The organism is Streptomyces sp. NPDC045287 (assembly GCF_056432325.1).
The window spans coordinates 297,792-322,280 of record NZ_JBWKJG010000005.1; the positions used below are offsets into that span (position 1 = coordinate 297,792).

Genomic DNA, 24,489 nt, shown 5'->3' on the forward strand with positions numbered 1-24,489 from the left:
CCCGGAGCCCCGGTGACGGCTGTGGAAACCGCCCCGGGCCGCCCCGCTCAGTAGCTGGGCAGGCGGCGGGGGCCGAGGTCGGTGCGGGCGGGGGGCGGGGCGAGCCGTACGGTCGCGCCCAGGACGGCGAGGCCCCGCGGGGCGACGACGACCGGTTCCAGCCCGACGGCGACGACCTCCGGGTGGTCGTCGACCAGCCGCGACACGCGCAGCAGCAGCTCCTCCAGGGCGGCCGTGTCGACGGGCGCGGAGCCCCGCCAGCCGAAGAGGAGGGGGGCCGTCCGGATGGAGCGGACCTGCTCGGCGACGTCGCGGTCGGTGGCCGGAACGAGGCGGTGCGCCATGTCGCCGAGCAGCTCGGACGGGGCGCCGGCGAGGCCGAAGGACAGGACGGCACCGACCGCCGGGTCGATCGCGGCGCGGACGACGGTGTCGACGCCGCGCGGCACCATGGCCTGGACCACCGGCTGGAGCTCGGCGGGCCCGCCGAGGGCCTCGGTGAGCTCGGCGTACGCGGTGCGCAACTGCTCCTCGGTCGCCAGGTCGAGCCGTACGCCGCCGAGGTCGGGGCGGTGGCGCAGGTGCGGCGCGGTGGTCTTGAGGGCGACCGGATAGCCGAGGCGGGCGGCGGCGCGTACGGCGGTGTCGGGGTCGGGTGCGGGGAGGACGGGCCGTACGGCGATGCCGTAGCAGGCGAGCAGCTCGCGGGTGTCGTCCGGCGCGAGGGTGATGCCGCGCTCCCCCACGCCGCCCGTACCGCTCGCACTGCCCGTACCGCCCGTGCCGAGGAGCCGTTCGATCCGTGCGGCGGCTCCCCTCTCGTCGACGCCCTCGTACTCGGGCACCCGGCCCGGCTCGGCGGCCTTGCGCCGCCACTCGGCGTACGTGACGGCCGCGGCCAGCGCCCGCACGGCCCGCTCGGCGGCGGGGTAGGCGGGGATGTTCCCGGCGGGGGCGCCGGGCGGCACGGGACCGTCGGCGGGGGCGCGCCCGGGCTCCGGCGGCGCGCCGGGCGGACGGGGGGCGGTCGCGGTCCCCCCGTACGGCGTCCGGTCCGCCGCCGCGCCCAGCGTCGGCGCGGCGCCCGCGGGTTCCGCCCGGCCGGCCGGGGCCGGGTGCTCCGGGGCGGGGGCCGTGCTGGTCGCGGCCGCCAGGGCGTCCGCCAGGGCGCCCAGTTCGACGTGGACGACCACGACCGGCTTCGCCGGGGAGGTGGCGCACGCCTCGCGCAGGGCGGTCGCCAGCACCTCGCCCTCGCCGGCCGGTTCCGCCGTCCCCCGCAGGCCGACCCGCGGGATCGCGGTGACGACCACCGCGTCGCACGCGTCGTCGTGCAGGGCCCCGGCGAGCGCCGCCCGGAAGTCCTCGGGGGTGGCGGCGGTGGTCAGGTCGCGGGGCGGCAGCGGTCGCAGGCCCTCGGTGAGGCAGGCGTCGTACGTGAGGAGGCCCAGCGACTCGGAGTTGCCGAGGATGGCGACGCGCGGCCCCTCGGGCAGGGGCTGCCCGGCGAGCAGCAGGCCCGCGTCGACGAGCTCGGTGACCGTGTCGACGCGGATGACCCCGGCCTGGCGGAGCAGCGCGGACACCGTGGCGTGCGGGATGCGGGTGGCGGGCACCGCGTGGCCGGGGGGTGCGCTGCCGCTGTGCCGGGCGCCCTTGACGACGACGACCGGCTTGACCGCGGCGGTGCGGCGGGCGAGCCGGGTGAACTTGCGGGGGTTGCCGATGGACTCCAGGTACAGCAGGACCACGTCGGTGTCGGGGTCCTCGTACCAGTACTGGAGGATGTCGTTGCCGGAGACGTCGGCCCGGTTGCCGGCCGAGACGAACGACGACACGCCCGCGCCCCGCCGGTGCAGCCCGGAGAGCAGGGCGATGCCGATCGCGCCGGACTGGGTGAACAGGCCGATGCGCCCGGCGGCGGGCAGTTGCGGGGCGAGGGAGGCGTTGAGCCGGGCGCCGTCCGCGGTGTTGATCACGCCGAAGGCGTTGGGGCCGATGACGCGCATCCCGTACGAGCGGGCCTGCCGCACCAGGGCCCGCTGGCGCTCCCGCCCGGCCGGGCCGCTCTCGGCGTAGCCGGCGGTCAGGACGACGAGCCCGCGCACGCCGTGCTCGCCGCAGTCCGCGACGGCGTCCGGGACGTGTTCGGCGGGCACGGCGACGACGGCCAGGTCGACGGGCTCGCCGATCTCGCCGACGGAGCGGTGGGCGGGGACGCCGTCCAGGGCGGCCGGCCCTGCGGGGAGCGCGCGGTTCACGGCGTACACGGGGCCGGTGAACCCGGCGTCGACGAGGTTGCGCAGGACGGTGCGGCCGACGCCGCCGGGGGCGCGGCCCGCGCCGACGACGGCGACGGAGCCGGGGGCGAGGAGGCGCTGCACGGACCGTGCCTCGGCGCGCTGCTCGCGGGCGCGCTGGACGGCGAGGGAGCGGTCGGTGGGCTCCAGGTCGAGGTGGAGGCGGACGGCGCCGTCCTCGAAGCTGCGCTTCTGGGTGTACCCGGCGTCCGTGAACACCTTGATCATCTTGGTGTTGGCGGGCAGCACCTCCGCGGCGAACCGCCTGATGCCGCGTTCGCGGGCGACGGCGGCGATGTGCTCCAGCAGGGCGGAGGCGACGCCGCGGCCCTGGTGGGCGTCCTGGACGAGGAAGGCGACCTCGGCCTCGTCGGCGGGGGCGGCGGCGGGGCGGCCCGCGGCGTCGATCCGGTCGTAGCGGACCGTCGCGATGAACTCGCCGCCGACGGTCGCGGCCAGGCCCACCCGGTCCACGTAGTCGTGGTGGGTGAAGTGGTGCACGTCCTTGGCGGAGAGCCGGGGGTAAGGTGCGAAGAACCGGTAGTACTTCGACTCATCCGAGACCTGCTCGTAGAAGCTGACCAGGCGCTCGGCGTCGTCCGCGGTGATCGGTCTGATCCGCGCGGTGCCGCCGTCGCGCAGCACCACGTCGGCCTCCCAGTGGTCGGGGTACGCGTGCGCCGACTGATCGGACGGGTTCAGCATGGGCCAAGGGTACGGCGCCGTTCCGGCACTCCGCCGGACATGAGAGACTGGTCTAGACAACCACTAGCACTTGAAGGGCAACACCATGGCTGAGCGCCGCGTCAACGTCGGTTGGGCCGAGGGCCTGCACGCCCGCCCCGCCTCCATCTTCGTCCGTGCCGCCACGGCCTCCGGCGTCCCCGTGACCATCGCCAAGGCCGGCGGCACCCCGGTCAACGCCGCGTCGATGCTCGCGGTGCTCGGCCTGGGCGCGCAGGGCGGCGAGGAGATCGTCCTCGCCTCCGACGCCGAGGGCGCGGACGCGGCGCTGGACCGTCTGGCGAAGCTGGTCGCCGAGGGTCTTGAGGAGCTTCCCGAGACCGTCTGACGACGACCGGCAGCACCACGGAGCCGCACCGCCCGGAATTCGGGGGTGCGGCTCTCCTTCTTCCGGGACGCGCCGGATTTCCGGTTCCCGCCGGTCTCGTGGATTCCCCGATTTTCCGGGCAGTGCTTTTCGCGGGCAGCCGAAAAGGACCCCGTCATTTCTCCCTTCCTTTGTATACGGTCCCGCTGTTAATTCCGCGCTCCGGCGGTGTTTACGGGAGGTTGCGAACCCCTCACGCGGCCCGTGCGGCGCAGCCGGTGGGTGCCGCGCCACCGCTCGACGTGCTGGGCGGTGAGCATCCGGGCCCGCTCCGCGTCGCTCCGGGCGACGGCGTCGACGATCGCGCCGCGCTCCGCCCACGCCTCGGCCGGCCTGGCCGGCTCCTCGACCGCGTACATCCAGGCGGTCTTGTGGCGCAGCTGGGTGAGCAGCGAGGTCAGGCCGGGGCTGGCCGACGCCTGGGCGAGCGTCTCGTGGAACCAGTCGCCCAGCGGGCGCAGGTCCTCCCCCTGGCCGCGGCGAGCCCCCTCCCGACCCAGGCGGACGAGGCCGCGCAGCACCTTGAGGTGGGCCTCGGTGCGGCGCTGGGCGGCGCGGGCGGCGCCCAGCGGCTCCAGCAGCGTGCGCATCTCCAGCAGGTCGGCGGCGTCCTGCTCGGTCGGCTCCGCCACGCAGGCGCCGACGTGGCGGCGCGAGACGACGAAGCCCTCCGACTCCAGGGTCCGCAGCGCCTCGCGGACGGGGACGCGGGAGACGCCGTAGCGGCGGGCGAGCTGCTCCTCGGCGAGGCGGCTGCCGCGCGGCAGCACCCCGGAGACGATGTCCGCCCGGATCGCCGTACACACCGAGTGCGCGGGAATGCGCATACCGAACCTCCGAATCGCTCCGCCCACCGTTTAATCCGCGCGACACCCAATAGTTCGACGCTGTTCGGTGACTCTATTGCAACGAAGGGCATTTTCCGATCCCGGGCCGTAATCCATGGTGAATTTTTGGCCGGGGCGGTGGACTGCGGGCGGCGGAGAGGCGGAGGGGCGACGCGAAGGCCCCGGCTCGGTGACCGAGCCGGGGCCTTCGCGGAGCGGGGCGGGTCAGACGTCGACGCCGCGCGCCCGGAGGTAGGAGACCGGGTCGACGTCGGAGCCGTACTCGGCGGAGGTGCGGGCCTCGAAGTGGAGGTGGGGGCCCGTGGAGTTGCCGGTCGAGCCGGAGATGCCGATCTGCTGGCCCGGCATGACCGTCTGGCCGACCGCGACGCCGATCGAGGCGAGGTGGCCGTACTGCGTGTAGGTGCCGTCGTGCATCCGGATCACCACGTTGTTGCCGTACGCGCCGCCCCAGCCGGCCTCGACGACCGTGCCGAGGCCCACGGAGACGACGGCGGAGCCGTACGGGGCGTGGAAGTCGACGCCCGAGTGGCTGCCGGAGGACCACAGCGAGCCGCCCGCCCGGTAGGGGGTGGAGACGTACGAGCCGGCCACGGGGAGCTGGAAGGAGTTGAGGCGCTTGCGCTCGGCCTCGCGGGAGGCGCGCTCCTGGGCCTCGCGGGCGGCCTGGACCCGGGCCTCGGCCTGGCGTTCGGCCGCCGCTTCGGCCTGCGCCTGGCGCTCGGCCACCTCGGCGGCCAGCTCCTGGGCGGCGGCCTGGTCCTCGACCTCGTCGGCCAGCTCGTAGCCGGCGATGGCCTGGTTGAGGCCGGTGTCCTCCAGGGAGGCGCGCTCCGCGTCCGCGGCGAACGCCGGGGAGGCGAGGGTTCCGATGACGCCGGAGGTGGCGAGGGCGGCGGCGCCGGCGACGTGGGCGCTCCTGCGGCTCACTCGGCTCGGGGCACGGTGCTTCCCGGTGGAACGGGTGAACGCCATGAAGGGAACGTGTCCTTTCCTTCCCTCTCGCCTACCGGGTTAGCTGACGGGTTCGGAGCAGGAAGGTCTCCTACGGACCCCTCCGCGCGGTGGCGAAGGCGTCCGATTCACCCCAGGGGACATGGGTCCCCGGCTCCCCGGGCTCACGCCCGACGGGGATTCGGCGATCGCTGCCCGGTGCCGCGGGTGCGGCGGGTACGGGGGGCGGACAGCGCCTAAGACGCTATGCGGCTGATCTTTCAATCACCAAACAGACACGCTTTTTTGTAGCGCACGCCACAGAACAGACACCCAACCTCTCCAACAAAACGGACATAAGTCCGAGCGAGAACGGAACCCCGCCGTCCGGGTGGACGACGGGGTTCCGCCTCGTCAATCAGCCGGTGACGACGGTCACTTCGCCGATGCCCAGCGCCTCCACCGGCGCCTTGATCTGCGCCGCGTCCCCGACGAGGACGGTGACGAGGCGGTCCGGCGGGAAGGCGCTGACGACGGCCGCCGTCGCCTCCACCGTGCCCGTCGCGTCCAGGAGCCGGTACAGCCGTGCCTGGAAGTCGTCCGGCAGGTGCTGCTCGACCTGGTCGGCGAGGGTGCCGGCGACGGACGCCGCCGTCTCGTACTTGAGCGGGGCCACGCCCACCAGGTTGTGCACGGCGGCGTCGCGCTCGGCGTCGGTGAGCCCCTCCGCCGCGAGGGTGCGCAGCACCTTCCACAGGTCGTCCAGCGCCGGGCCGGTGTTGGGCGTGTCGACGGAGCCGCTGATGGCGAGCATCGCCGCGCCCGTGCCGTCCGGCAGGGACCGCAGGACCTGCCCGAAGGCCCGCACGCCGTACGTGTAGCCCTTCTCCTCGCGCAGGACGCGGTCCAGGCGGGAGGTGAGCGTGCCGCCCAGGCAGTACGTGCCGACGACCTGCGCGGGCCACACGCTGTCGTGCCGGTCGGGACCGACGCGGCCGATGAGGAGCTGCGTCTGCACGGCGCCCGGCCGGTCCACGATGACGACGCGACCGGTGTCGTCGGCGGTGACGGGCGACGCCGTGCGCGGGCGGGGCGCGCCGCCCGTCCACGCGCCGAGCGTGTCGTCGAGGAGCGCGTCCAGGTCGATGCCGGTCAGGTCGCCGACGACGACCGCGGTGGCCGACGCGGGGCGGACGTGGGCCTCGTAGAAGGCCCGTACGGCCGCGGAGTCGATCCGGGCGACGGTCTCCTCCGTGCCCTGGCGGGGCCGGGACATGCGCGAGGAGGCCGGGAACAGCTCGGCGGAGAGCTGCTTGGCGGCGCGGCGGGCGGGGTTGGCCGTCTCGTGCGGGATCTCGTCGAGGCGGTTGCGGACGAGGCGGTCGATCTCGTCGTCCGCGAAGGCCGGCGCCCGCAGCGCGTCGGAGAGGAGCCCGAGGGCCTTGTGCAGCCGGGAGGCCGGCACCTCCAGGGAGACCCGCACGGCGGGGTGGTCCGCGTGCGCGTCCAGGGTGGCGCCGCACCGCTCCAGCTCGGCGGCGAACTCCTCGGCGGTGTGTTTGTCCGTGCCCTCCGACAGGGCGCGCGCCATGATGGTGGCGACGCCGTCGAGGCCCTCCGGCTCGGCGTCCAGCGGGGCGTCGAGGACGATCTCGACGGCGACGACCTGCTGGCCGGGGCGGTGGCAGCGCAGCACCGTCAGGCCGTTGCCCAGCTCGCCCCGCTCGGGAGCGGGGAAGGCCCACACGCGGGGCGTGCCCGGCTTCGGCCGCGGGTGGAACTCCATGGTCGTCAGAGACACGGCAGCGTCGCTCACTGGTCCGCCCCCTCTTCCTCGTCGCTGTCGGTCCGGTCGCCGTCGTCGGCCTTGGTGGGTTCGTAGACGAGGACCGCGCGGTTGTCCGGGCGCAGCCGCTCTGCCGCGACCTCGCGCACCTCGTCGGCGGTGACGTCCAGGACCCGCTGGACGGCCGTGAGGGCGAGCTGCGGGTCGCCGAACAGGACGGCGAACCGGCACAGCTCGTCGGCGCGGCCCGCGACCGTGCCCAGCCGGTCCAGCCACTCGCGCTCCAGTTGGGCCTGGGCGCGCTCCATCTCCTCGGCGGTGGGCCCCTCGGCGGCGAACCGGGCCAGCTCCTCGTCGACGGCGGCCTCGATGTCCGGCACCTCGACCCCGGCGGAGGTCTTCACGTCCAGCCACCCCATCGAGGGCGCGCCGGCCAGCCGCAGCATCCCGAAGCCGGCGGCCACGGCGGTGCGGTCGCGCCGGACCAGCCGGTTGTGCAGCCGGGACGACTCGCCGCCGCCGAGGACGGTGAGGGCGATGTCGGCGGCGTCGCACGCGCGCGTGCCGTCGGCCGGGAGGCGGTAGGCGGCCATCAGGGCGCGGGCCGGGACGTCCTCCTCGACGACCTCGCGGAGCTGCTCGCCGATGACGTCCGGGAGCGTCCCGTCGCGCGGCGCGGGCTTGCCGTCGTGGGACGGGATGGAGCCGAAGTACTTCTCGACCCAGGCGAGCGTCTGCTCGGGGTCGATGTCGCCGACGACGGACAGGACGGCGTTGTTCGGCGCGTAGTACGTGCGGAAGAAGTCCCGGGCGTCCTCCAGCGTGGCCGCGTCCAGGTCCGCCATGGAACCGATCGGCGTGTGGTGGTAGGGGTGCCCGTCCGGGAAGACGAGGGCGGTCAGCTTCTCGAACGCCGTGCCGTACGGCACGTTGTCGTAGCGCTGGCGGCGCTCGTTCTTGACGACGTCCCGCTGGTTCTCCATCGACTCGTCGTCGAGGGCGGCGAGGAGGGATCCCATGCGGTCGGCCTCCAGCCAGAGGGCGAGCTCCAGCTGGTGGGCGGGCATGGTCTCGAAGTAGTTGGTGCGCTCGAAGCTCGTGGTGCCGTTGAGGGAGCCGCCGGCACCCTGCACCAGCTCGAAGTGGCCGTTGCCCCGGACCTGCTGGGAGCCCTGGAACATCAGGTGCTCGAAGAGGTGGGCGAGGCCGGTGCGGCCCTTGACCTCGTGGCGGGAGCCGACGTCGTACCAGAGGCACACCGCGGCGACCGGGGTCAGGTGGTCCTCCGAGAGCACCACGCGCAGGCCGTTGGCCAGCCGGTGCTCGGTCGCTGTCAGGCCGCCGGAGCCGGCCTGGGCTGTGGCCGTGTGACCCATGGGCATGTACGTCCCTTCGATCGCGTCATGGAAAAGTCCTGCCACTGTATGCAAGCGCACCGGCGCCCTGCGAAGTTCCCGGCAAGCTGCGGCGTCCCTCTTCCGGGTCGCGGTCGGTCCTGTCAGTGGGACGGTCCACAATGGTCGGCGTCAGATCAACCTTGTTGGTGAAGGAGCCGCAGCAGCGATGGCCCGCCGCAGCACGAAGACCCCGCCGCCCGACGACTTCGAGGAGCGGATCCTCGACATCGACGTCGTCGACGAGATGCAGGGCTCCTTCCTCGAGTACGCGTACTCGGTGATCTACTCCCGAGCCCTGCCCGACGCGCGGGACGGCATGAAACCGGTGCACCGCCGGATCGTGTACCAGATGAACGAGATGGGCCTGCGCCCCGAGCGCGGGTTCGTGAAGTGCGCCCGCGTCGTCGGCGAGGTGATGGGCAAGCTCCACCCGCACGGCGACGCGTCGATCTACGACGCGCTGGTGCGCATGGCGCAGCCCTTCTCGATGCGCCTGCCGCTGGTCGACGGCCACGGCAACTTCGGCTCGCTGGGCAACGACGACCCGCCGGCCGCCATGCGGTACACGGAGTGCCGGATGGCCGACGCGACGTCCCTGATGACGGAGTCGATCGACGAGGACACCGTCGACTTCGTGCCGAACTACGACGGGCAGGAGCGCGAGCCGGCCGCCCTCCCGGCCGCCTTCCCGAACCTGCTGGTCAACGGCGCGTCGGGCATCGCGGTCGGTATGGCCACCAACATGCCCCCGCACAACCTGGGCGAGGTCGTCGCGGCCGCCCGGCACCTGATCAGGCACCCGGGCGCCGACCTCGAGACGCTCATGCGGTTCGTCCCCGGCCCGGACCTGCCGACCGGCGGCCGGATCGTCGGCCTGTCCGGCATCAGGGACGCGTACGAGTCCGGCCGCGGCACGTTCAAGATCCGCGCGACGGTGGCGGTGGAGAACGTGACGGCGCGCCGCAAGGGCCTGGTCGTCACGGAGCTGCCGTTCGCGGTCGGCCCCGAGAAGGTCATCGCCAAGATCAAGGACCTGGTCGGCGCGAAGAAGCTCCAGGGCATCGCGGACGTCAAGGACCTCACGGACCGGGAGCACGGCCTGCGCCTGGTCATCGAGGTCAAGAACGGCTTCGTGCCCGAGGCGGTGCTGGAGCAGCTGTACAAGCTGACGCCGATGGAGGAGTCCTTCGGCATCAACAACGTGGCGCTGGTGGACGGCCAGCCGGTCACGCTGGGCCTGAAGGAGCTGCTGGAGGTCTACCTCGACCACCGCTTCGAGGTGGTGCGGCGGCGCAGCGAGTTCCGGCGCGGCAAGAAGCGGGACCGGCTCCACCTGGTGGAGGGCCTGCTGGTGGCCCTCGTCGACATCGACGAGGTGATCCGGCTGATCCGGTCGAGTGAGAACTCGGCGCAGGCCAAGGAGCGGCTGATCGAGCGGTTCTCCCTGAGCGACATCCAGACCCAGTACATCCTGGACACGCCGCTGCGGCGGCTCACCAAGTTCGACCGGCTGGAGCTGGAGGGCGAGCGGGACCGGCTGAACAGCGAGATCGAGGAGCTGACGAAGATCCTGGAGTCGGACGCCGAGCTGCGCAAGCTCGTGTCGTCCGAGCTGGCCACGGTGGCGAAGAAGTTCGGCACCGAGCGGCGCACGGTGCTGCTGGAGTCGGCCGGTTCCCCGGCCGCCGCGGTGCCGCTGGAGGTCGCCGACGACCCGTGCCGGGTGCTGCTGTCCTCGACGGGGCTGCTGGCCCGTACGGCGAGCGGCGACCCGCTGCCGGAGAGCGGCGGGAAGCGCGCCAAGCACGACGTGGTCGTGTCGGCGGTCGCGGCGACGCAGCGCGGCACGGTCGGCGCGGTGACGTCCGCGGGGCGGCTGCTGCGCATCTCGGTGATCGACCTGCCGCAGCTGCCGGACACGGCGGCGGCGCCGAACCTGTCGGGCGGGGCGCCGCTGTCGGAGTTCCTGACGCTGGAGAAGGACGAGGAGGTCGTCTGCCTGACGACGCTCGACGAGTCGTCGCCGGGCCTCGCGCTGGGCACGCTGCAGGGCGTCGTGAAGCGGGTGGTGCCCGACTATCCGGCGAACAAGGACGAGCTGGAAGTCATCACGCTCAAGGAGGGCGACCGGATCGTCGGCGCGGCGGAGCTGCGGACGGGCGAGGAGGACCTGGTCTTCATCACGTCCGACGCGCAGCTGCTGCGCTACCCGGCGTCCCAGGTGCGCCCGCAGGGCCGCCCGGCGGGCGGTGTGGCGGGCGTCAAGCTGTCGGCGGGCGCCGAGGTGATCTCGTTCACCGCCGTCGACCCGGCGTCCGACGCGGTCGTGTTCACGGTCGCGGGCGCCACGGGCCAGTTGGACGCCTCCGTCGGTACGTCGGCGAAGCTGACGCCGTTCGACCAGTTCCCCCGCAAGGGCCGGGCCACGGGCGGTGTGCGCTGCCACCGGTTCCTGAAGGGCGAGGACGTGCTGGTGCTGGCCTGGGCGGGCGGTGCGCCGGCCATGGCGGCCCAGAAGAACGGCGCGCCCGTGGAGCTGCCGGACCCGGATCCGCGCCGGGACGGGTCGGGTACGCCGCTGGTCAAGCCGGTGGCGGTGCTGGCGGGCCCGCCGGCGTAGCGGGACGCGACGCGCGCGGGGCGGGCCCGCCGGGTGGTGGGCGCGCCCCCGCGGCCCGTCAGGCGCGGTCGGCCGCCTCACCGTACGCGGCGGCGTCGTACGGGTCGGTGCCGTACGCGGCGGTGTCGTCCGGGTCGGTGCCGTACGCCGTGGTGCCGTCCGGGTCGGGTTCCGGTTCGGCCTCCTCGCGCGGGTCGGGGACGTACCGCAGGACGCCCCACAGGGCGTGGTCCTCCGGCGTGTCGTGCGGGCCCGCCACCCGGCAGCCGTCGAGCGCCCGGAGCAGGGCCTCCCCGTCCGTGCCGGAGCCGATGAGGACGAGCTGGGTGAGCCGCTGCCCGCCGGGCGGCCAGGGCTCCGGGTAGAACCGCAGGAAGCGGCCGACGGCGTGCACGGCGTACCGGTTGTCCGGGTCGGCGGCGCCGAAGTCGACGAACCCCTTGATCCGGTACAGCCCTTCGGGCCGTGAGTCGAGGAAGTCCATGAGGCGGCGCGGGTGCAGCGGTTCCCCGGCCGTGAACGACACGGTCTCGTAGGCGGCGTGCGGGTGGTCGTGGTGGTCGCGCTCGTACGCGTCGGCGTACAGGTCCTCGAAGGACAGCTGCCGGGCGCCGGCCGTGTCGTCGGCGCGGGCGGCCCGGTCGAAGAGCAGTTCCGGGTCGACGCGCCCGTACGCCGCCGTGACCACCGCGGCGCGGCCCGCGAGCCCCGTGACGGCGTCCCGCACGCGCCGCAGTTCGTCCTCCGGTACGCGGTCGGCCTTGTTGACGACGACGAGGTCGGCGATGCCGAGGTGCCGGTCCGTCTCGGGGTGGCGGGCGCGCGTCGCGTCGAACTCGGCGGCGTCGACGACCTCGACGAGCCCGCCGTACACGATCCGCTCGTTGTCGCTGGCGAGGACCATCCGCACCAGTTCCTGCGGCTCGGCCAGGCCGCTGGCCTCGATGACGATGACGTCGAGCCGGGCCGCGGGGCGGGTGAGGTCCTCCAGGTAGGTGTCGAGCTCGCTGGCGTCGACGGCGCAGCACAGGCAGCCGTTCCCGAGGGAGACCGTCGAGCCGACCTGGCCGGCGACCGTCATGGCGTCGATCTCGATGGACCCGAAGTCGTTGACCAGCACGCCGACGCGGGTGCCCCGGGCGGTGCGCAGGAGGTGGTTGAGCAGGGTGGTCTTGCCGGAACCGAGGAAACCCGCGAGGACGACGACGGGAATCTGCTGCGCGCTCAAGAGGCACCTTTCTCGTGGGGCGGCCGACGGTCGGGGTTCCTCAGGATAGGCGGGGGCGTCTACCGTTTCCGGCCATGAGACCGGTTTCCGCCCCTTCCACCGCTTCCGCCCCCGGTGGCCGTACGACCGGCCGGCGGCCGTGGCCGTCCCTGGGGTGGCCGAGGCGGATGTTCTCGCAGTTGCTGCTGATCCAGGTGGCGGTGGCGGCCGGGGTGACGGTGCTGGTCACGGGTCTGTTCCTGGCGCCGCTGAGCGGGCAGCTGGACGACCAGGCGATGCGGCGGGCCCTGGCCGTCGCACAGACCACGGCGTCGTCCCGGTTGGCCGGCGACCTGCTGGCCTCCCGCCCGGCGCCGGACGGCCCCGTACAGGCGGAGGCGGAGCGCATCCGGCGGGCGACGGGCTCCGAGTACGTCGTCGTGATGGACGTGCGCGGGGTGCGCTGGTCACACCCGAACCCGGCCAGGATCGGCGGGGTGGTGTCGACCGACCCGAGCGGAGCGCTCGCGGGCCGGGACGTGCTGGAGATCGACAACGGCACGCTGGGGCGGTCGGCGCGCGGCAAGGTGCCGCTGCGCGACGGCGACGGGAGGATCGTCGGCGCGGTGTCCGTCGGCATCGCGTACGACAGCGTGCGCGCCCGGTTCCTGGCGGCGATCCCCGGGCTGCTCGCGTACGCGGGCGGGGCACTGGCGGCGGGCGCGCTGGCCGCGTGGCTGATCTCCCGGCGCATCCAGCGGCAGACGCGCGACCTCGCGTTCTCCGACATCGCGGCCCTGCTGGCGGAGCGGGAGGCGATGCTGCACGGCATCCGCGAGGGCGTGGTGGCGCTGGACGGGGCGGGGCGCGTCCGGCTGGTCAACGACGAGGCGCAGCGGCTGCTGGAGCTGGGGCCCCGGGTCACGGGACGGCCGCTGGACGAGGTGCTGGGCGGCGGGCGGACGGCGGACGTGCTGGCTGGGCGGGTCAGGGGCGCGGACCTGGTGACCGTGCACGGCCGGCGCGTGCTGGTCGCCAACCGGATGCCGACGCACGACGGTGGTGCGGTGGTGACCCTGCGGGACCGTACGGAGCTGGAACGGCTCGGGCGCGAACTGGACGCGACGCGCGGGCTGATCGACGCGCTGCGGGCGCAGGACCACGAGCACGCCAACCGGATGCACACCCTCCTGGGGCTGCTCCAGCTGGAGCTGCACGAGGAGGCGGTGGAGTACCTCACCGAGGTCGTGGGGGTGCACCGCACGACCGCCGAGCAGGTCGCGGAGAAGGTGCACGACCCGCTGGTGGCGGCGTTGCTGGTGGGGAAGGCGACGGTGGCCGCGGAGCGGGGCGTGGCCCTGCGGATCGCGCCCGGTTCGCTGCTGCCGGACCGGCTGGTCGCGCCGAGCGAGCTGGTCACGGTGGTGGGCAACCTGGTCGACAACGCCGTGGACGCGGCGGCCGGCTCGCGGGACGCCGCCGTCGAGGTGGAGCTGGGCGTGCGGGGCCGTACGGCGGTGCTGCGGGTCGCGGACAGCGGGCCCGGCGTACCGGCGGAGCAGCGGGAGGCGGTGTTCACCGAGGGTTGGACGACCAAGCGCCGCCCGTCCCACGGTGCGGGACGCGGCCTGGGCCTGCCCCTGGTCCGCCGCCTCGCGGAGCGGCACGGCGGCCGGGTCGAGGTGGGCACGGCGGCGAACGGCGGCGCCGAGTTCACGGTGGTCCTCCCGGAGGCCCTGACGGAGCCGCCGCCGGTCCCCGCGCCCGACGGGGACCCGGTGGGCCCGGGCGGCGCCCGGCACTGAGCGCGGGCGCGCACCGGGGGTGCGCGGCGGGCCGGTCGGGCCCGTACCTCCGCCTCCGCGCACGGCGTGCCGTCGCAGCCTCTGCGCAATCAGCCCCGGACGCGGAGGAGGGCGAGGGGGCGGCGGGCAGGGCGAGCAGGTGGAGGTGGTCGCCGGGAGCGGAGCCGTTCTCCACGGGCGGGGACAGCCCCCCGGTGGAGGGACCCGGTGGGGCCCCTCGGCGGGGCCGTGGCGCCGGCGCGGGCGAAGGCCCCTTCGCCGGGGGCTTCACCCCCGCCGGGTGGCCCCGCGGCCGAGGGCCCCGGCCGGAACACGTTCCGGCCGGGGCCCGGGCGCGCGTGCCCCACGCGGGGGCGCGGGGCTCAGGCGTCGATGCGCGAGCGGTCCAGCGTCGCCGCCGAGCTGGTGATGAACTCCTTGCGGGGCGCCACGTCGTTGCCCATCAGCAGGTCGAAGACCTGCTCCGCCGCATCCAGGTCGCCGATGTTGATCCGGCGCAGCGTGCGGTGGCGCGGGTCCATGGTGGTCTCCGCCAGCTGGTCGGCGTCCATCTCGCCGAGGCCCTTGTAGCGCTGGATGGAGTCCTTGTACCGGATGCCCTTGCGCTGGAACTCCAGCAGTGTCTGCCGCAGCTCGTTGTCCGAGTACGTGTACACGTACTTGTCCTGGCCCCGCTTCGGCTGGACGAGCTCGATGCGGTGCAGCGGCGGCACCGCGGCGAAGACGCGGCCGGCCTCGACCATGGGGCGCATGTACCGCTGGAACAGGGTGAGCAGCAGGCAGCGGATGTGCGCGCCGTCCACGTCGGCGTCGACGAGGAGGACGATCTTGCCGTAACGGGCGGCGTCGATGTCGAAGGTCCGGCCGGACCCGGCCCCTATGACCTGGATGATCGCGCCGCACTCGGCGTTCTTCAGCATGTCCGACACGGACGACTTCTGGACGTTGAGGATCTTGCCGCGAATCGGCAGGAGCGCCTGGAACTCGCTGTTCCGGGCGAGCTTCGCCGTACCGAGCGCGGAGTCGCCCTCGACGATGAACAGCTCGCTGCGCTCGACGTCGTCGCTGCGGCAGTCGGCGAGCTTGGCCGGCAGGGACGAGGTCTCCAGGGCGGTCTTGCGCCGCTGGGCCTCCTTGTGCTGCCGGGCCGCGACGCGCGTACGGGCGGCGGCGACGGCCTTCTCCAACACGGCGCGGGCCTGGGCCTTGGCGTCGCGCTTGGTGGACGTCAGGAACGCCTTCAGCTCCTTGGCGACGACGTTGGCGACGATCCGGTTCGCGGCGGACGTGCCGAGGACCTCCTTGGTCTGGCCCTCGAACTGCGGCTCGGCCAGCCGGACGGTCACGACGGCGGTGAGGCCCTCCAGGGCGTCGTCCTTGACGATGTCGTCCTCGGCGACGCGCAGCAGCTTCGCGGCGCGCAGGGCCTCGTTGACGGTCTTGGTGACCGCGCGCTCGAAGCCGGTGACGTGGGTGCCGCCCTTGGGCGTGGCGATGATGTTGACGAACGACTTGACCGTCGCGTCGTACCCCGTGCCCCAGCGCAGCGCCACGTCGACGCCGAGTTCGCGGGTGACCTCGGTGGGCGTCATGTGGCCGCGTTCGTCGAGGACCGGGACGGTCTCCTTGAACGTGCCCTGGCCGGTGAGGCGGAGCACGTCGCAGACCGGCTTGTCCGGGGCGAGGAACTCGCAGAACTCGCTGATGCCGCCGTCGAAGCGGAAGATCTCCTGGCTCTTGCCGACGCCGTCCAGGTCGCGGTCGTCGCGGACGACGATGGTCAGGCCGGGGACGAGGAACGCGGTCTGCCGGGCGCGCTGGTGCAGCGTCTCCAGGGAGAGCTTGGCGTCCTTGAGGAAGATCTGCCGGTCCGCCCAGTACCGCACCCGCGTGCCCGTGCGGGTCTTCGGGACGCGCTTGGCCTTGCGCAGGCCGTTGGCCGGGTCGAAGGGGGCGTCGGGCCCGGACTCGGTGAAGACGCCGGGGACGCCGCGGCGGAAGCTGATCGCGTGCGTGGCGCCGTTCCGGTCGACCTCCACGTCCAGGCGGGCCGACAGCGCGTTCACCACGGAGGCGCCCACGCCGTGGAGGCCGCCGGAGGCCGCGTACGAGCCACCGCCGAACTTGCCGCCGGCGTGGAGCTTGGTCATGACGACCTCGACGCCGGACAGGCCGGTCTTGGGCTCGACGTCGACGGGGATGCCGCGGCCGTTGTCCTGGACCTCCACGGAGCCGTCGTCGTGGAGGACGACCTCGATGTGGTCGCAGTAGCCGCCGAGGGCCTCGTCGACCGAGTTGTCGATGATCTCCCAGAGGCAGTGCATCAGGCCACGGCTGTCGGTGGACCCGATGTACATGCCGGGGCGCTTCCGAACCGCTTCGAGCCCCTCGAGTACGAGCAGGTGCCGCGCGGTGTAGTTGGAACCGTCACGGTCTGCGGTCAGCAGCGCACTGGACGGAACGGACGTCTCGGCGGTCACGCGGTTCGCTCCTCGCTGAATTTGAGATCTTGCCCATGGGGGTGAGGGGTCGGCTTCTGTGCCGGTCCGAGCGTACAGAGCCCAGGTAGAGCGGTTGTAACGCCACCCTCGGGAAGAGCCATGCTAGTCCAGCGTCGCATAGATGTTCGATCACTCCGCCGGGTGACGTGGACATCACGTTCCCTTCCAGGCATGAACCATTTAGGCTCCGGGCACGTCCTCCTGAACAACCGGCAACCCAGCCGGGGGGACATACGACACAAGCAACGCGAAACCCGTAACGCACAGCTACACAGCAATACGGCTCATTCGCCGCCAACCGGCAGCAGACAGCCACTTGGAAAAAGTTTCGAGGAAAAGCCGCGAGCGGGAACGTTTTCGGCCTGGTTGGATGTTGACCCTGGTACGACAGCTCGTCGAGCTAGAGAAGAGGCGACGTGACTACTGTTCTGACCCCCGCGAGCCCGCTGACGGCCGCCGACCGCTGCGATCGCTGCGGCGCCCAGGCATATCTGCGCGTCGTGCTGACCAGCGGTGGCGAACTGCTCTTCTGCGCCCACCACGGCCGCAAGTTCGAGCCGGAACTGAAGAAGATCGCCGCGGAGATACAGGATGAGACGGACCGGCTCACCACGGCGCCGGCCGGAGCAGCCGACGAGGACCGCTGACACGCGCAATCCACGACGAGCGAACCGGTCCAGGACCGGCCATCGGGCGGCCGCCCCCGTCACCGCGGGGTCCCGGCCGCCCGCCGTTTCCCGTACGCGCAGCCGTACGGCGGAGGGCGGCACCCCGTGTGACGGCGGGGTGCCGCCCTCCGTCGTACGAGTGCCCCCCGTGTCGTACGGCCGCCCTCCACCGCACCGGCCGGGCTCGCGCCGGGCGGGAGTGCGCACGGGCGGCGACGTGGTGGTCACGACCGGGGAAGCACCGCCGAGACCCGGGTGTAGACGCCGGGGCTTCCCGCCAGCCCGCAGCCGCTGCCCCAGGACACCAGGCCGATGAGCTTGCCCCGCGCGATCAGCGGGCCGCCGCTGTCGCCCTGGCAGGCGTCCCGCCCGCCTTCCCGCGTGCCGGCGCACAGCATCGTGGCGGGGAGGTAGCGGGGCTTGCCCAGCCCCGCCGGATAGGCGCGGGCGCAGTCCTCGTCGGGCAGGACGGACACATCGGCGGCGTGCAGCACGTCCGCGTACGTCCCCATGCCCGTGGTGTCCCCCCACCCGTACACGGTCGCGTTCGTACCCGGGGCGTACGCGGAGTCGCCGGCGGGCGCCACCGGGATCGCGTAACCGCGCGGCAGCGGCCGGGCCAGCGTCAGTACGGCGGCGTCGCCCGCGTTGGTCCCCGCGTCGTACGCGGGATTGATCCACATCTCCTTGACGGCGACCTCGTGCCCGCCGCTCCCGCCGAGGTCGCTGCGACCGGCGATGACCTTGAGGTCCCGCAGTTCCTCGGGCCGTACGCCCAGCACGTCCTCCCGCAGGCAGTGCGCGGCGGTCGCCACCTTCGTCGGGGCGATGGCGACGCCCCCGCAGAACTGGCCCGACCGCATACGTCCGAACCGGTCACGGCTGGAGAGCGCCACGACCCACGGGGTGTCGGGCGCGTTCGCCGTCCGCCCGCCGACGACCCCGCTGTCGGCCGCCGCCGGAGCGGGCGCGACGAGTGGCGCGACGGCCGCCGCGGCGGCCAGGGCCACGAGGGCCGCCCGCTTCCTGCTGATGGGATGACGCGTACCGCGCATTCGGCCTCCTGACTCAGGGGTGCATATCGCTTACTCAGCGTCAATCACGCGGGGATCGGCCGCATCTCCGCAACGCCGGAGGGCCCGGCTCCTTTGATGGAACCGGGCCCTCCGGGGTGCTGTATACGGGCAAATGCGTTCGAGCTTCGCTCAGTCGAGGTAGTCCCGAAGGACCTGCGAGCGCGAGGGGTGACGCAGCTTCGACATGGTCTTGGACTCGATCTGGCGGATCCGCTCACGGGTCACGCCGTAGACCTTGCCGATCTCGTCCAGCGTCTTCGGCTGGCCGTCGGTGAGGCCGAAGCGCATGGAGACGACGCCCGCCTCGCGCTCGGAGAGCGTGTCGAGGACGGAGTGCAGCTGCTCCTGCAGGAGCGTGAAGCTCACCGCGTCGGCCGGCACGACCGCCTCGGAGTCCTCGATCAGGTCGCCGAACTCGCTGTCGCCGTCCTCGCCGAGCGGGGTGTGCAGCGAGATCGGCTCGCGGCCGTACTTCTGGACCTCGATGACCTTCTCGGGGGTCATGTCGAGCTCCTTGGCCAGCTCCTCCGGGGTGGGCTCGCGGCCCAGGTCCTGGAGCATCTGGCGCTGGACGCGCGCGAGCTTGTTGATGACCTCGACCATGTGCACCGGGATGCGGATGGTGCGGGCCTGGTCGGCCATGGCGCGGGTGATCGCCTGGCGGATCCACCACGTGGCGTACGTGGAGAACTTGTAGCCCTTGGTGTAGTCGAACTTCTCGACGGCGCGGATCAGACCGAGGTTGCCCTCCTGGATCAGGTCCAGGAACAGCATGCCGCGGCCGGTGTAGCGCTTGGCGAGGGAGACGACCAGGCGGAGGTTGGCCTCCAGCAGGTGGTTCTTGGCGCGGCGGCCGTCCTCGGCGATGATCTCCAGCTCGCGCTTGAGCTTGGGGGCCAGCTTGTCGGCGTTCGCCAGCTTGTCCTCGGCGAACAGGCCGGCCTCGATGCGCTTGGCGAGCTCGACCTCCTGCTCGGCGTTGAGCAGGGGAACCTTGCCGATCTGCTTCAGGTAGTCCTTGACCGGGTCGGCGGTGGCACCGGCGACGGCGACCTGCTGGGCCGGCGCGTCGTCCTCGTCCTCGTCGGACAGGACGAAGCCCTTGGCCTCGCCCTCGGCCTCTTCCTCCTCGCCCTTGACGACCGCGACGTCGTCGAGCAGTTCCTCGCCCTCGAGGAGCTCGTCGGCGTCCTTCTTGGTGGTCGTCTTCTTGGCCGTGGTCTTCTTGGCCGCGGTCTTCTTCGCGGCCGTCTTCTTCACCGCGGCCGTCTTCTTCGCGGCGGCCTTCTTGGCGGGGGCGCCGGCCTCGTCGGCCGGAGCGTCCGCGCTCTGGGCCGCCGGGACCGCCGGGGAAGCCGCGGCCGTCCTCGTCGCGGTCGTCCTGGCGGTGACGGTCTTGGTGGCGGTGCGCTTTGCCGGGCTCTTCGCTGCGACGCTCTTGCGGGCGCGCTTCGGCGACTCCGCTGCACTGACCATCAGCGTCACACCCTCTTCCTCGAGGATCTGATTGAGGCTGCGCAGAACATTCTTCCACTGGGTTGGCGGGATCTGGTCAGCCTCGAAGGCCCGACGCACGTCATCGCCCGCGATCTGCCCATCAGCCTTTCCCCGCTCGATGAGCGCCATCACAGACTCGGACTCGGCGATCTCCGGCGGGAGCGTACGGGATGTGCTGGCCGACACGAACAACCTCTCGGAACGATGGAAACGGCTTCCGGCCCCGCCCATGATCGGACCGGAGCCGACGACCGCCGGCGGGGAATGAGCCGACGACGCGGGCTGAACCTCGGAGGTGCACAGCGCCGTGGACGGCGGCTGTATTCCCTCTTCGGCTGTCACCTCTTAGGTCATCGCCGTGCTTCGAGGAGCGTTACGCCCAATCCACGTGGCCCGGGTCACACCGCAAAGCGGTGAGAACAGGGGCAAAGATGGACTTTCCCATCTCAAGCGCGTCCGCGCCACCGCGTCCGCCGTCGCCCCGCCGCCCGGACCGCACCGCCGGGCCGCACCGCTGGGCGGCGCCGCCGGACCGTACCGCTGAGCGGCGCCGGTCGGGCCGTGCCGCCGGGTCCCGGGGCCGGACCGGATCCGGGCGCCCCGGTGGCCCGGGTGCCCCGGTGGGTCCGGGTACCCCGGTCTGGGTACGCCGGTGGGGTGCGGCGCCTCCGCGTTCCGTACGGCCTCGGATTCCGTGCTCCACGGCGCGCGGCCCTCGGGCACGGTCCGCGGTCAGTGCTCGCGCGGAGCGGGGACGACCCGTTCCACATCGGGCTGGATGGTGAGGAGCTGCCGCATGGCGGCCTCGGCGGCGGGGCCGTCGCCGGTGGCGAGGGCCTCGACGATGTGGGCGTGGTGGGCGAGGCAGGAATCGCCGGGGCGGTCACAGCTGATCGCCGGGGCGCCGGAGACCTGGAGCGCGGCGGAGACGATGCCGGAGAGGTGCTCCAGCATGCGGTTGCCGGCGAGCTGGATGAGGAGGGAGTGGAACTCGGTGTCGGCGCGGGAGAAGGTGAGGGCGTCACCCTGGGCCAGGGCGTGGCCCATGATCTCGACCATGTCGGCGAGGCGCTGCTGGGCGTCCTCGCGCCCGTGGCCGGCGGCGAGGCAGGCGGCGAGGGGCTCGATGGTCCAGCGGAGCTCGGCGAGCTCGCGGCGCTGGTCGTCGCGCTGCGGCCCGAAGGCGCGCCATTCGATGATGTCGGGATCCAGGAGGTTCCAGTCGCTGACCGGGCGGACCCGCGTGCCGACGTTGGGGCGCGCGCTGACGAGGCCCTTGGCCTCCAGGACGCGGAGGGACTCGCGCACGACGGTGCGGGAGACCTCGAAGCGCTGGCCGATCTCCTCGGGGACGAGCGGGCGGTCGGCGCCGAGGTCGCCGGAGACGATCATCTGGCCGAGTTGCTGGACGAGTTGGCCGTGGAGTCCGCGGCCGCGGTTGCTCGTCGACCGGCGGCCCATCCGGCCCAACTCCGTTTCACCGGCGTCCCAGGCAGGGGGGCCGACGCGATCGGCCGTGGGGGCCTCCCCGTACGGGTAGCGGTCGAGACCGCCCGGGGCGGGGAGGCCGGCCTCGGCGGCGCGGGCGGCGGTCATCATGGTGTGCGCAAGGGTACTCACGCATCCTTTGTCGGCGCCGTTTCCGAACCTCTTGAGGTCTTTGGTGAAAAGCACACGAAAGGGTGATCGGCGCCCACACCGCAATTGACGCCTTATCGGAAGGAAGCGGGCAAATTCCAAGGGCTTGTGACCGATTGACGCACAACCACCGCCCCACGGTTGACAACCAGTCACCAGCGAGTGTCGTGCCGTAGTCCCATGAACAGAAACGCGCAGAGGAGCACGGCCAGGGACAAGGCCAGCGCCACACCGACGGGTTGGGCCACGACGCGCAAGGCGCCGTCGAGCCAGCGGTCCGCCTCGTGGGGCCAGCGGGGCCAGGCCATTTCGCGCAGGCGGGCGGGCAGCCCGGCGACGGTGCGGACGGCCGGGCCGAGGAGCGCGTCCTCGACGACCGGCGCGATGACCACGGGTACGGCGAGGACGGCGGCGATCCCCGCGGCGGCGGCCCGGAACACCCCGGCCGCCAGCAGACCGGCCCAGGCGCATCCGACGACGAGGGCGATCCAACTGACGCACAGAGTCGGCCAGTTGCCCGGAACGGGGATCAACGAACCACCGTAGACGAGTCGCAGCGCCTCCAGGTCGACGACGGCCACGGCGACGGCGAGCAGCAGCGCGGTGGCGGCCGTGACGACGAGCTTGGCCAGCACCAGGCCGAGCTGGCGGGGGGTGGCACCCGGGGAGGCGGGGAGCACGGGATGGCGGTACTCGTCGCCGAACGAGAAGGCACCGACGAGTCCGGCCCCGAGCGCGGCGGGCGGCAGTGGCAGCAGCTCCGGCCAGGCGGCGACGGCGACGGGCGGCGGCGTGGCGGCGTGGCGTCCCAGCAGGACGGCGAGCACGGCGGAGCAGGCGACGGCGCCGCCGAGCGCGATCGCCGTCGAGGGCACTCCCGTGAGGCGCCGCAGCTCGTAGCGGAAGGGCCGCAGCGGCCCCCGGCGCCGTCTCCCACCGCGCCGCCGTGCCGCGCGGGGGGCGGGGGTGGGGTGGCCCGGGGTGGCGCGGACGGCGGCCCGGAGCCCGGCGCCGGCCGCCTGCGGTTCGGTGGGCCGGGGTTCGGTGGTCCGGGGTTCGACGGGCTGCTGCGGTCCGGTGGGCTGGGGTCCGGTGGGCTGCTGCGGTTCGGTGGGCCGGGGTTCGGGGAGCTGGGGCCCGGTGGACTGCGGTCCGGTGGACTGGGAGTCGAAGAGCTGCGGCCCGGTGGACCAGAACTCGGAAGGCTGGAGCCCGGAGTGGTGCGGCTCAGTGGGCTGGAGGTCGGCGGGCTGGAGGTCGGTGGCGGGTTCCGGCTCGGGGCCGGGGCCGGTCTCCTCGGCGAGGCGGTGGAGGAGGATGCCGTGGCGGAAGGCGGTCTCGCCGACTTCGGCGCAGTCGCTGCCGTACACGTACAGCCGGTTGCCCCGCTCGGTGACGGCCTCGACGGAGCGGCGGGCGGCCCGGGCCTCGCGGATGAGCTGCGCGGCGAGGCGGGCGGCGTGCGGAGTGCGGACGGCGACGCGGGGGCGGAGCCGCGTACGGGCGAAGGCGGCGGCGTCCTGGTCGGCGACGAGGCGCCCGGCCCGGATGGCGACGACGCGGTCGGCGGTGCGGGCGGCCGCCTTGGGGTCGGCGGTGGTGTACAGGACGGTGCCGCCCCGGGCGGCATGGGCGCGCAGCACGCCGTACAGCCAGGCGGCCTCGTGGGGCGGGAGCCCGGCGGCCGGCTCGTCCAGGACCAGCGCGTGCGGGTCGCCCAACAGGGCCGCGGCGATGCCGAGTCGGCGGTCCACGCCGCGGGAGAGGGCGCCGAGCCGCTGGTCGGCGAACTCTTCGAGGCCGACGGTGTGGATCAGGTCGTCGGCGCGGGATGCGGGGACGCCCGCGACGGCGCAGACCATCCTGAGCTGGCCGCGCACGGTGCGCGCGGGGTGCCCGGGCACGTCGCCGAGGAGGGCGCCGACCTCGCGCGGCGGGTGGGCGACGCGGCGGAGGGGCCGGCCGCGGAAGTAGGTGACGCCCCGGCCCCGTTCGAGGCCGAGCATCAGGCGCAGGGCGGTGGTCTTGCCCGCTCCGGCGGGGCCGAGGAGGGCGGTGACCTGCCCGGGCCTCGCCTCGAAGGTGAGGTCGTCCACGGCGGGTGGGCGGTTCCGGCGCGGCGTACTGGTGAGTCCGATTGCCTGGAGCATCGCTTCTCTCGCGGTAGGTGAGACCGCTCGGCGGCAGGGCGGGTACCGCAGCACGATAACCCGGCATTTCGGACTTTCCGTGCAGGGTGGGGGCCGCGGGGCGCCGGATCCCGGTGCCACCCGCGGGAGGTGCCTCAGACTTCGGGGCGGAGCATCGGCGGATTGAGCAGCGTGGCACCGCCCGCACGGAACAGCTGCGCCGGACGGCCGCCCTGGCGGGTGGTGGTGCCGCCTGCGGGCACCAGGAAACCCGGCGTCCCGGTCACCTTCCGGTGGAAGTTGCGCGGGTCGAGCGCCACGCCCCACACCGCCTCGTACACCCGCCGCAACTCGCCGACCGTGAACTCCGGCGGACAGAAGGCCGTGGCCAGCGAGGAGTACTCGATCTTGGAGCGGGCGCGCTCGACGCCGTCCGCGAGGATCCGCGCGTGGTCGAACGCGAGCGGCAGGGGCGGCTCGTCGCCACCGAAGCCCGCATCGGGGCTGAGCAGTTCCTCGACGGGCGCCCAGCGGACGCTGTTGGCGTCGCCGCCCGGCCGGGGCGCGGGCAGATCGGGCGCGAGGGCGAGGTGCGCGACGCTGACGACCCGCATGCGGGGATCCCGTTCCGGGTCGCCGTAGGTGGCGAGCTGCTCCAGATGGGCGCCGGCACCGGGCGCGGGCGTCGGGTCCCCCGGGTCGTGCGCGCACAGCCCGGTCTCCTCGGCCAGCTCCCGCGCCGCGGCGGCGCCGAGGTCCTCGTCGGCCCGTACGAATCCCCCGGGCAGCGCCCAGCGGCCCTGGAACGGCGGCTCTCCGCGCCGGACGACCAGTGCGCACAGGGCGTGGCGGCGCACGGTGAGGACGACCAGGTCGACGGTCACGGCGAAGGGCGGATAGGCCGAAGGGTCGTAGGGGGACATGCCGCGATCATAGTCGTCTTCCTGACGATAAACACGCTCGCCGCGACCCC

General features: G+C 73.5%; 16 protein-coding genes and 1 riboswitch. Of the genes, 4 read left to right on the forward strand and 12 right to left on the reverse strand.

The features are described 5' to 3' along the window. Positions 1 to 47: 47 nt before the first annotated feature. Positions 48 to 3,005 (reverse strand): bifunctional acetate--CoA ligase family protein/GNAT family N-acetyltransferase, encoded by a 2,958-nt coding sequence (locus AC07D6_RS11635; protein WP_479043499.1) that lies wholly within the window; start codon positions 3,003 to 3,005, stop codon positions 48 to 50. Positions 3,006 to 3,090: 85 nt separating this feature from the next. On the opposite strand from AC07D6_RS11635, the gene AC07D6_RS11640 reads away from it, so the two are divergent. Continuing rightward, a complete protein-coding gene (locus AC07D6_RS11640) occupies positions 3,091 to 3,372 on the forward strand; it encodes an HPr family phosphocarrier protein (RefSeq protein ID WP_315878836.1) in 282 nt (93 codons plus the stop codon). 188 nt (positions 3,373 to 3,560) lie between these two features. On the opposite strand, the gene AC07D6_RS11645 is transcribed toward AC07D6_RS11640, so the two are convergent. From AC07D6_RS11645 to AC07D6_RS11660, 4 genes are all read right to left on the reverse strand, one after another. Continuing rightward, on the reverse strand, positions 3,561 to 4,238 hold the full coding sequence (locus tag AC07D6_RS11645; protein WP_315878837.1) for a GntR family transcriptional regulator: 678 nt from the start codon (positions 4,236 to 4,238) through the stop codon (positions 3,561 to 3,563). Between the two features lie 225 nt (positions 4,239 to 4,463). Further along, complete coding sequence (locus AC07D6_RS11650) at positions 4,464 to 5,234, reverse strand: M23 family metallopeptidase (protein ID WP_315878838.1); 771 nt, start codon at positions 5,232 to 5,234, stop codon at positions 4,464 to 4,466. Between the two features lie 13 nt (positions 5,235 to 5,247). Next, a riboswitch (cyclic di-AMP (ydaO/yuaA leader) is annotated at positions 5,248 to 5,410 on the reverse strand. 200 nt (positions 5,411 to 5,610) lie between these two features. After that, complete coding sequence (locus tag AC07D6_RS11655; protein WP_315878866.1) at positions 5,611 to 6,978, reverse strand: M16 family metallopeptidase; 1,368 nt, start codon at positions 6,976 to 6,978, stop codon at positions 5,611 to 5,613. Positions 6,979 to 7,004: 26 nt separating this feature from the next. Continuing rightward, the gene (locus AC07D6_RS11660; protein ID WP_315878867.1) at positions 7,005 to 8,354 is read right to left on the reverse strand and encodes a M16 family metallopeptidase; all 1,350 of its coding nucleotides are present in this window, start codon (positions 8,352 to 8,354) and stop codon (positions 7,005 to 7,007) included. Between the two features lie 187 nt (positions 8,355 to 8,541). Between AC07D6_RS11660 and AC07D6_RS11665 the strand changes: the two genes are divergently transcribed. After that, on the forward strand, positions 8,542 to 10,995 hold the full coding sequence (locus AC07D6_RS11665) for a DNA gyrase/topoisomerase IV subunit A (protein ID WP_479043501.1): 2,454 nt from the start codon (positions 8,542 to 8,544) through the stop codon (positions 10,993 to 10,995). A gap of 58 nt (positions 10,996 to 11,053) precedes the next feature. Here AC07D6_RS11665 and AC07D6_RS11670 read toward each other — a convergent pair whose 3' ends face one another. Further along, positions 11,054 to 12,223 (reverse strand): CobW family GTP-binding protein, encoded by a 1,170-nt coding sequence (locus tag AC07D6_RS11670; protein ID WP_479043503.1) that lies wholly within the window; start codon positions 12,221 to 12,223, stop codon positions 11,054 to 11,056. 167 nt (positions 12,224 to 12,390) lie between these two features. On the opposite strand from AC07D6_RS11670, the gene AC07D6_RS11675 reads away from it, so the two are divergent. Further along, positions 12,391 to 14,007 (forward strand): sensor histidine kinase, encoded by a 1,617-nt coding sequence (locus AC07D6_RS11675; RefSeq protein ID WP_479043504.1) that lies wholly within the window; start codon positions 12,391 to 12,393, stop codon positions 14,005 to 14,007. 362 nt (positions 14,008 to 14,369) lie between these two features. On the opposite strand, the gene AC07D6_RS11680 is transcribed toward AC07D6_RS11675, so the two are convergent. Continuing rightward, entirely contained in the window at positions 14,370 to 16,487 is a 2,118-nt protein-coding gene (locus AC07D6_RS11680; RefSeq protein ID WP_315878841.1) for a DNA gyrase/topoisomerase IV subunit B, read from the reverse strand. A gap of 437 nt (positions 16,488 to 16,924) precedes the next feature. Here AC07D6_RS11680 and AC07D6_RS11685 point away from each other — a divergent pair, with 437 nt between their 5' ends. Then, positions 16,925 to 17,155 carry a DUF7455 domain-containing protein gene (locus AC07D6_RS11685; protein ID WP_479043505.1) on the forward strand — a complete coding sequence of 77 codons (231 nt, stop codon included), beginning with the start codon at positions 16,925 to 16,927 and terminating at the stop codon, positions 17,153 to 17,155. A gap of 245 nt (positions 17,156 to 17,400) precedes the next feature. Here AC07D6_RS11685 and AC07D6_RS11690 read toward each other — a convergent pair whose 3' ends face one another. The 5 genes from AC07D6_RS11690 to AC07D6_RS11710 form a co-directional block, all read right to left on the reverse strand. Next, positions 17,401 to 18,231 carry a S1 family serine peptidase gene (locus tag AC07D6_RS11690; protein ID WP_315878842.1) on the reverse strand — a complete coding sequence of 277 codons (831 nt, stop codon included), beginning with the start codon at positions 18,229 to 18,231 and terminating at the stop codon, positions 17,401 to 17,403. Between the two features lie 150 nt (positions 18,232 to 18,381). Then, positions 18,382 to 19,935: an RNA polymerase sigma factor gene (locus tag AC07D6_RS11695; RefSeq protein WP_479043506.1), complete on the reverse strand. Its 1,554-nt coding sequence runs from the start codon at positions 19,933 to 19,935 to the stop codon at positions 18,382 to 18,384. A gap of 546 nt (positions 19,936 to 20,481) precedes the next feature. After that, the gene (locus AC07D6_RS11700) at positions 20,482 to 21,369 is read right to left on the reverse strand and encodes a FadR/GntR family transcriptional regulator (RefSeq protein ID WP_479043507.1); all 888 of its coding nucleotides are present in this window, start codon (positions 21,367 to 21,369) and stop codon (positions 20,482 to 20,484) included. A gap of 170 nt (positions 21,370 to 21,539) precedes the next feature. Further along, a complete protein-coding gene (locus AC07D6_RS11705; RefSeq protein ID WP_479043508.1) occupies positions 21,540 to 23,537 on the reverse strand; it encodes an ABC transporter ATP-binding protein in 1,998 nt (665 codons plus the stop codon). A 134-nt stretch (positions 23,538 to 23,671) separates the two neighbouring features. Beyond that, positions 23,672 to 24,439, reverse strand: a complete 768-nt coding sequence (locus tag AC07D6_RS11710) for an NUDIX hydrolase (protein ID WP_479043509.1) — start codon at positions 24,437 to 24,439, stop codon at positions 23,672 to 23,674. Positions 24,440 to 24,489: the final 50 nt, after the last annotated feature.

Excerpts from the sequence above, each read along its gene's own strand:
- AC07D6_RS11635 (WP_479043499.1), bottom strand. The coding sequence starts at position 3,005 with ATGCTGAACCCGTCCGATCAGTCGGCGCACGCGTACCCCGACCACTGG.
- AC07D6_RS11640 (WP_315878836.1), top strand. The coding sequence starts at position 3,091 with ATGGCTGAGCGCCGCGTCAACGTCGGTTGGGCCGAGGGCCTGCACGCC.
- AC07D6_RS11645 (WP_315878837.1), bottom strand. The coding sequence starts at position 4,238 with ATGCGCATTCCCGCGCACTCGGTGTGTACGGCGATCCGGGCGGACATC.
- AC07D6_RS11650 (WP_315878838.1), bottom strand. The coding sequence starts at position 5,234 with ATGGCGTTCACCCGTTCCACCGGGAAGCACCGTGCCCCGAGCCGAGTG.
- AC07D6_RS11655 (WP_315878866.1), bottom strand. The coding sequence starts at position 6,978 with ATGGAGTTCCACCCGCGGCCGAAGCCGGGCACGCCCCGCGTGTGGGCC.
- AC07D6_RS11660 (WP_315878867.1), bottom strand. The coding sequence starts at position 8,354 with ATGGGTCACACGGCCACAGCCCAGGCCGGCTCCGGCGGCCTGACAGCG.
- AC07D6_RS11665 (WP_479043501.1), top strand. The coding sequence starts at position 8,542 with ATGGCCCGCCGCAGCACGAAGACCCCGCCGCCCGACGACTTCGAGGAG.
- AC07D6_RS11675 (WP_479043504.1), top strand. The coding sequence starts at position 12,391 with ATGTTCTCGCAGTTGCTGCTGATCCAGGTGGCGGTGGCGGCCGGGGTG.
- AC07D6_RS11690 (WP_315878842.1), bottom strand. The coding sequence starts at position 18,231 with ATGCGCGGTACGCGTCATCCCATCAGCAGGAAGCGGGCGGCCCTCGTG.
- AC07D6_RS11705 (WP_479043508.1), bottom strand. The coding sequence starts at position 23,537 with ATGCTCCAGGCAATCGGACTCACCAGTACGCCGCGCCGGAACCGCCCA.
- AC07D6_RS11710 (WP_479043509.1), bottom strand. The coding sequence starts at position 24,439 with ATGTCCCCCTACGACCCTTCGGCCTATCCGCCCTTCGCCGTGACCGTC.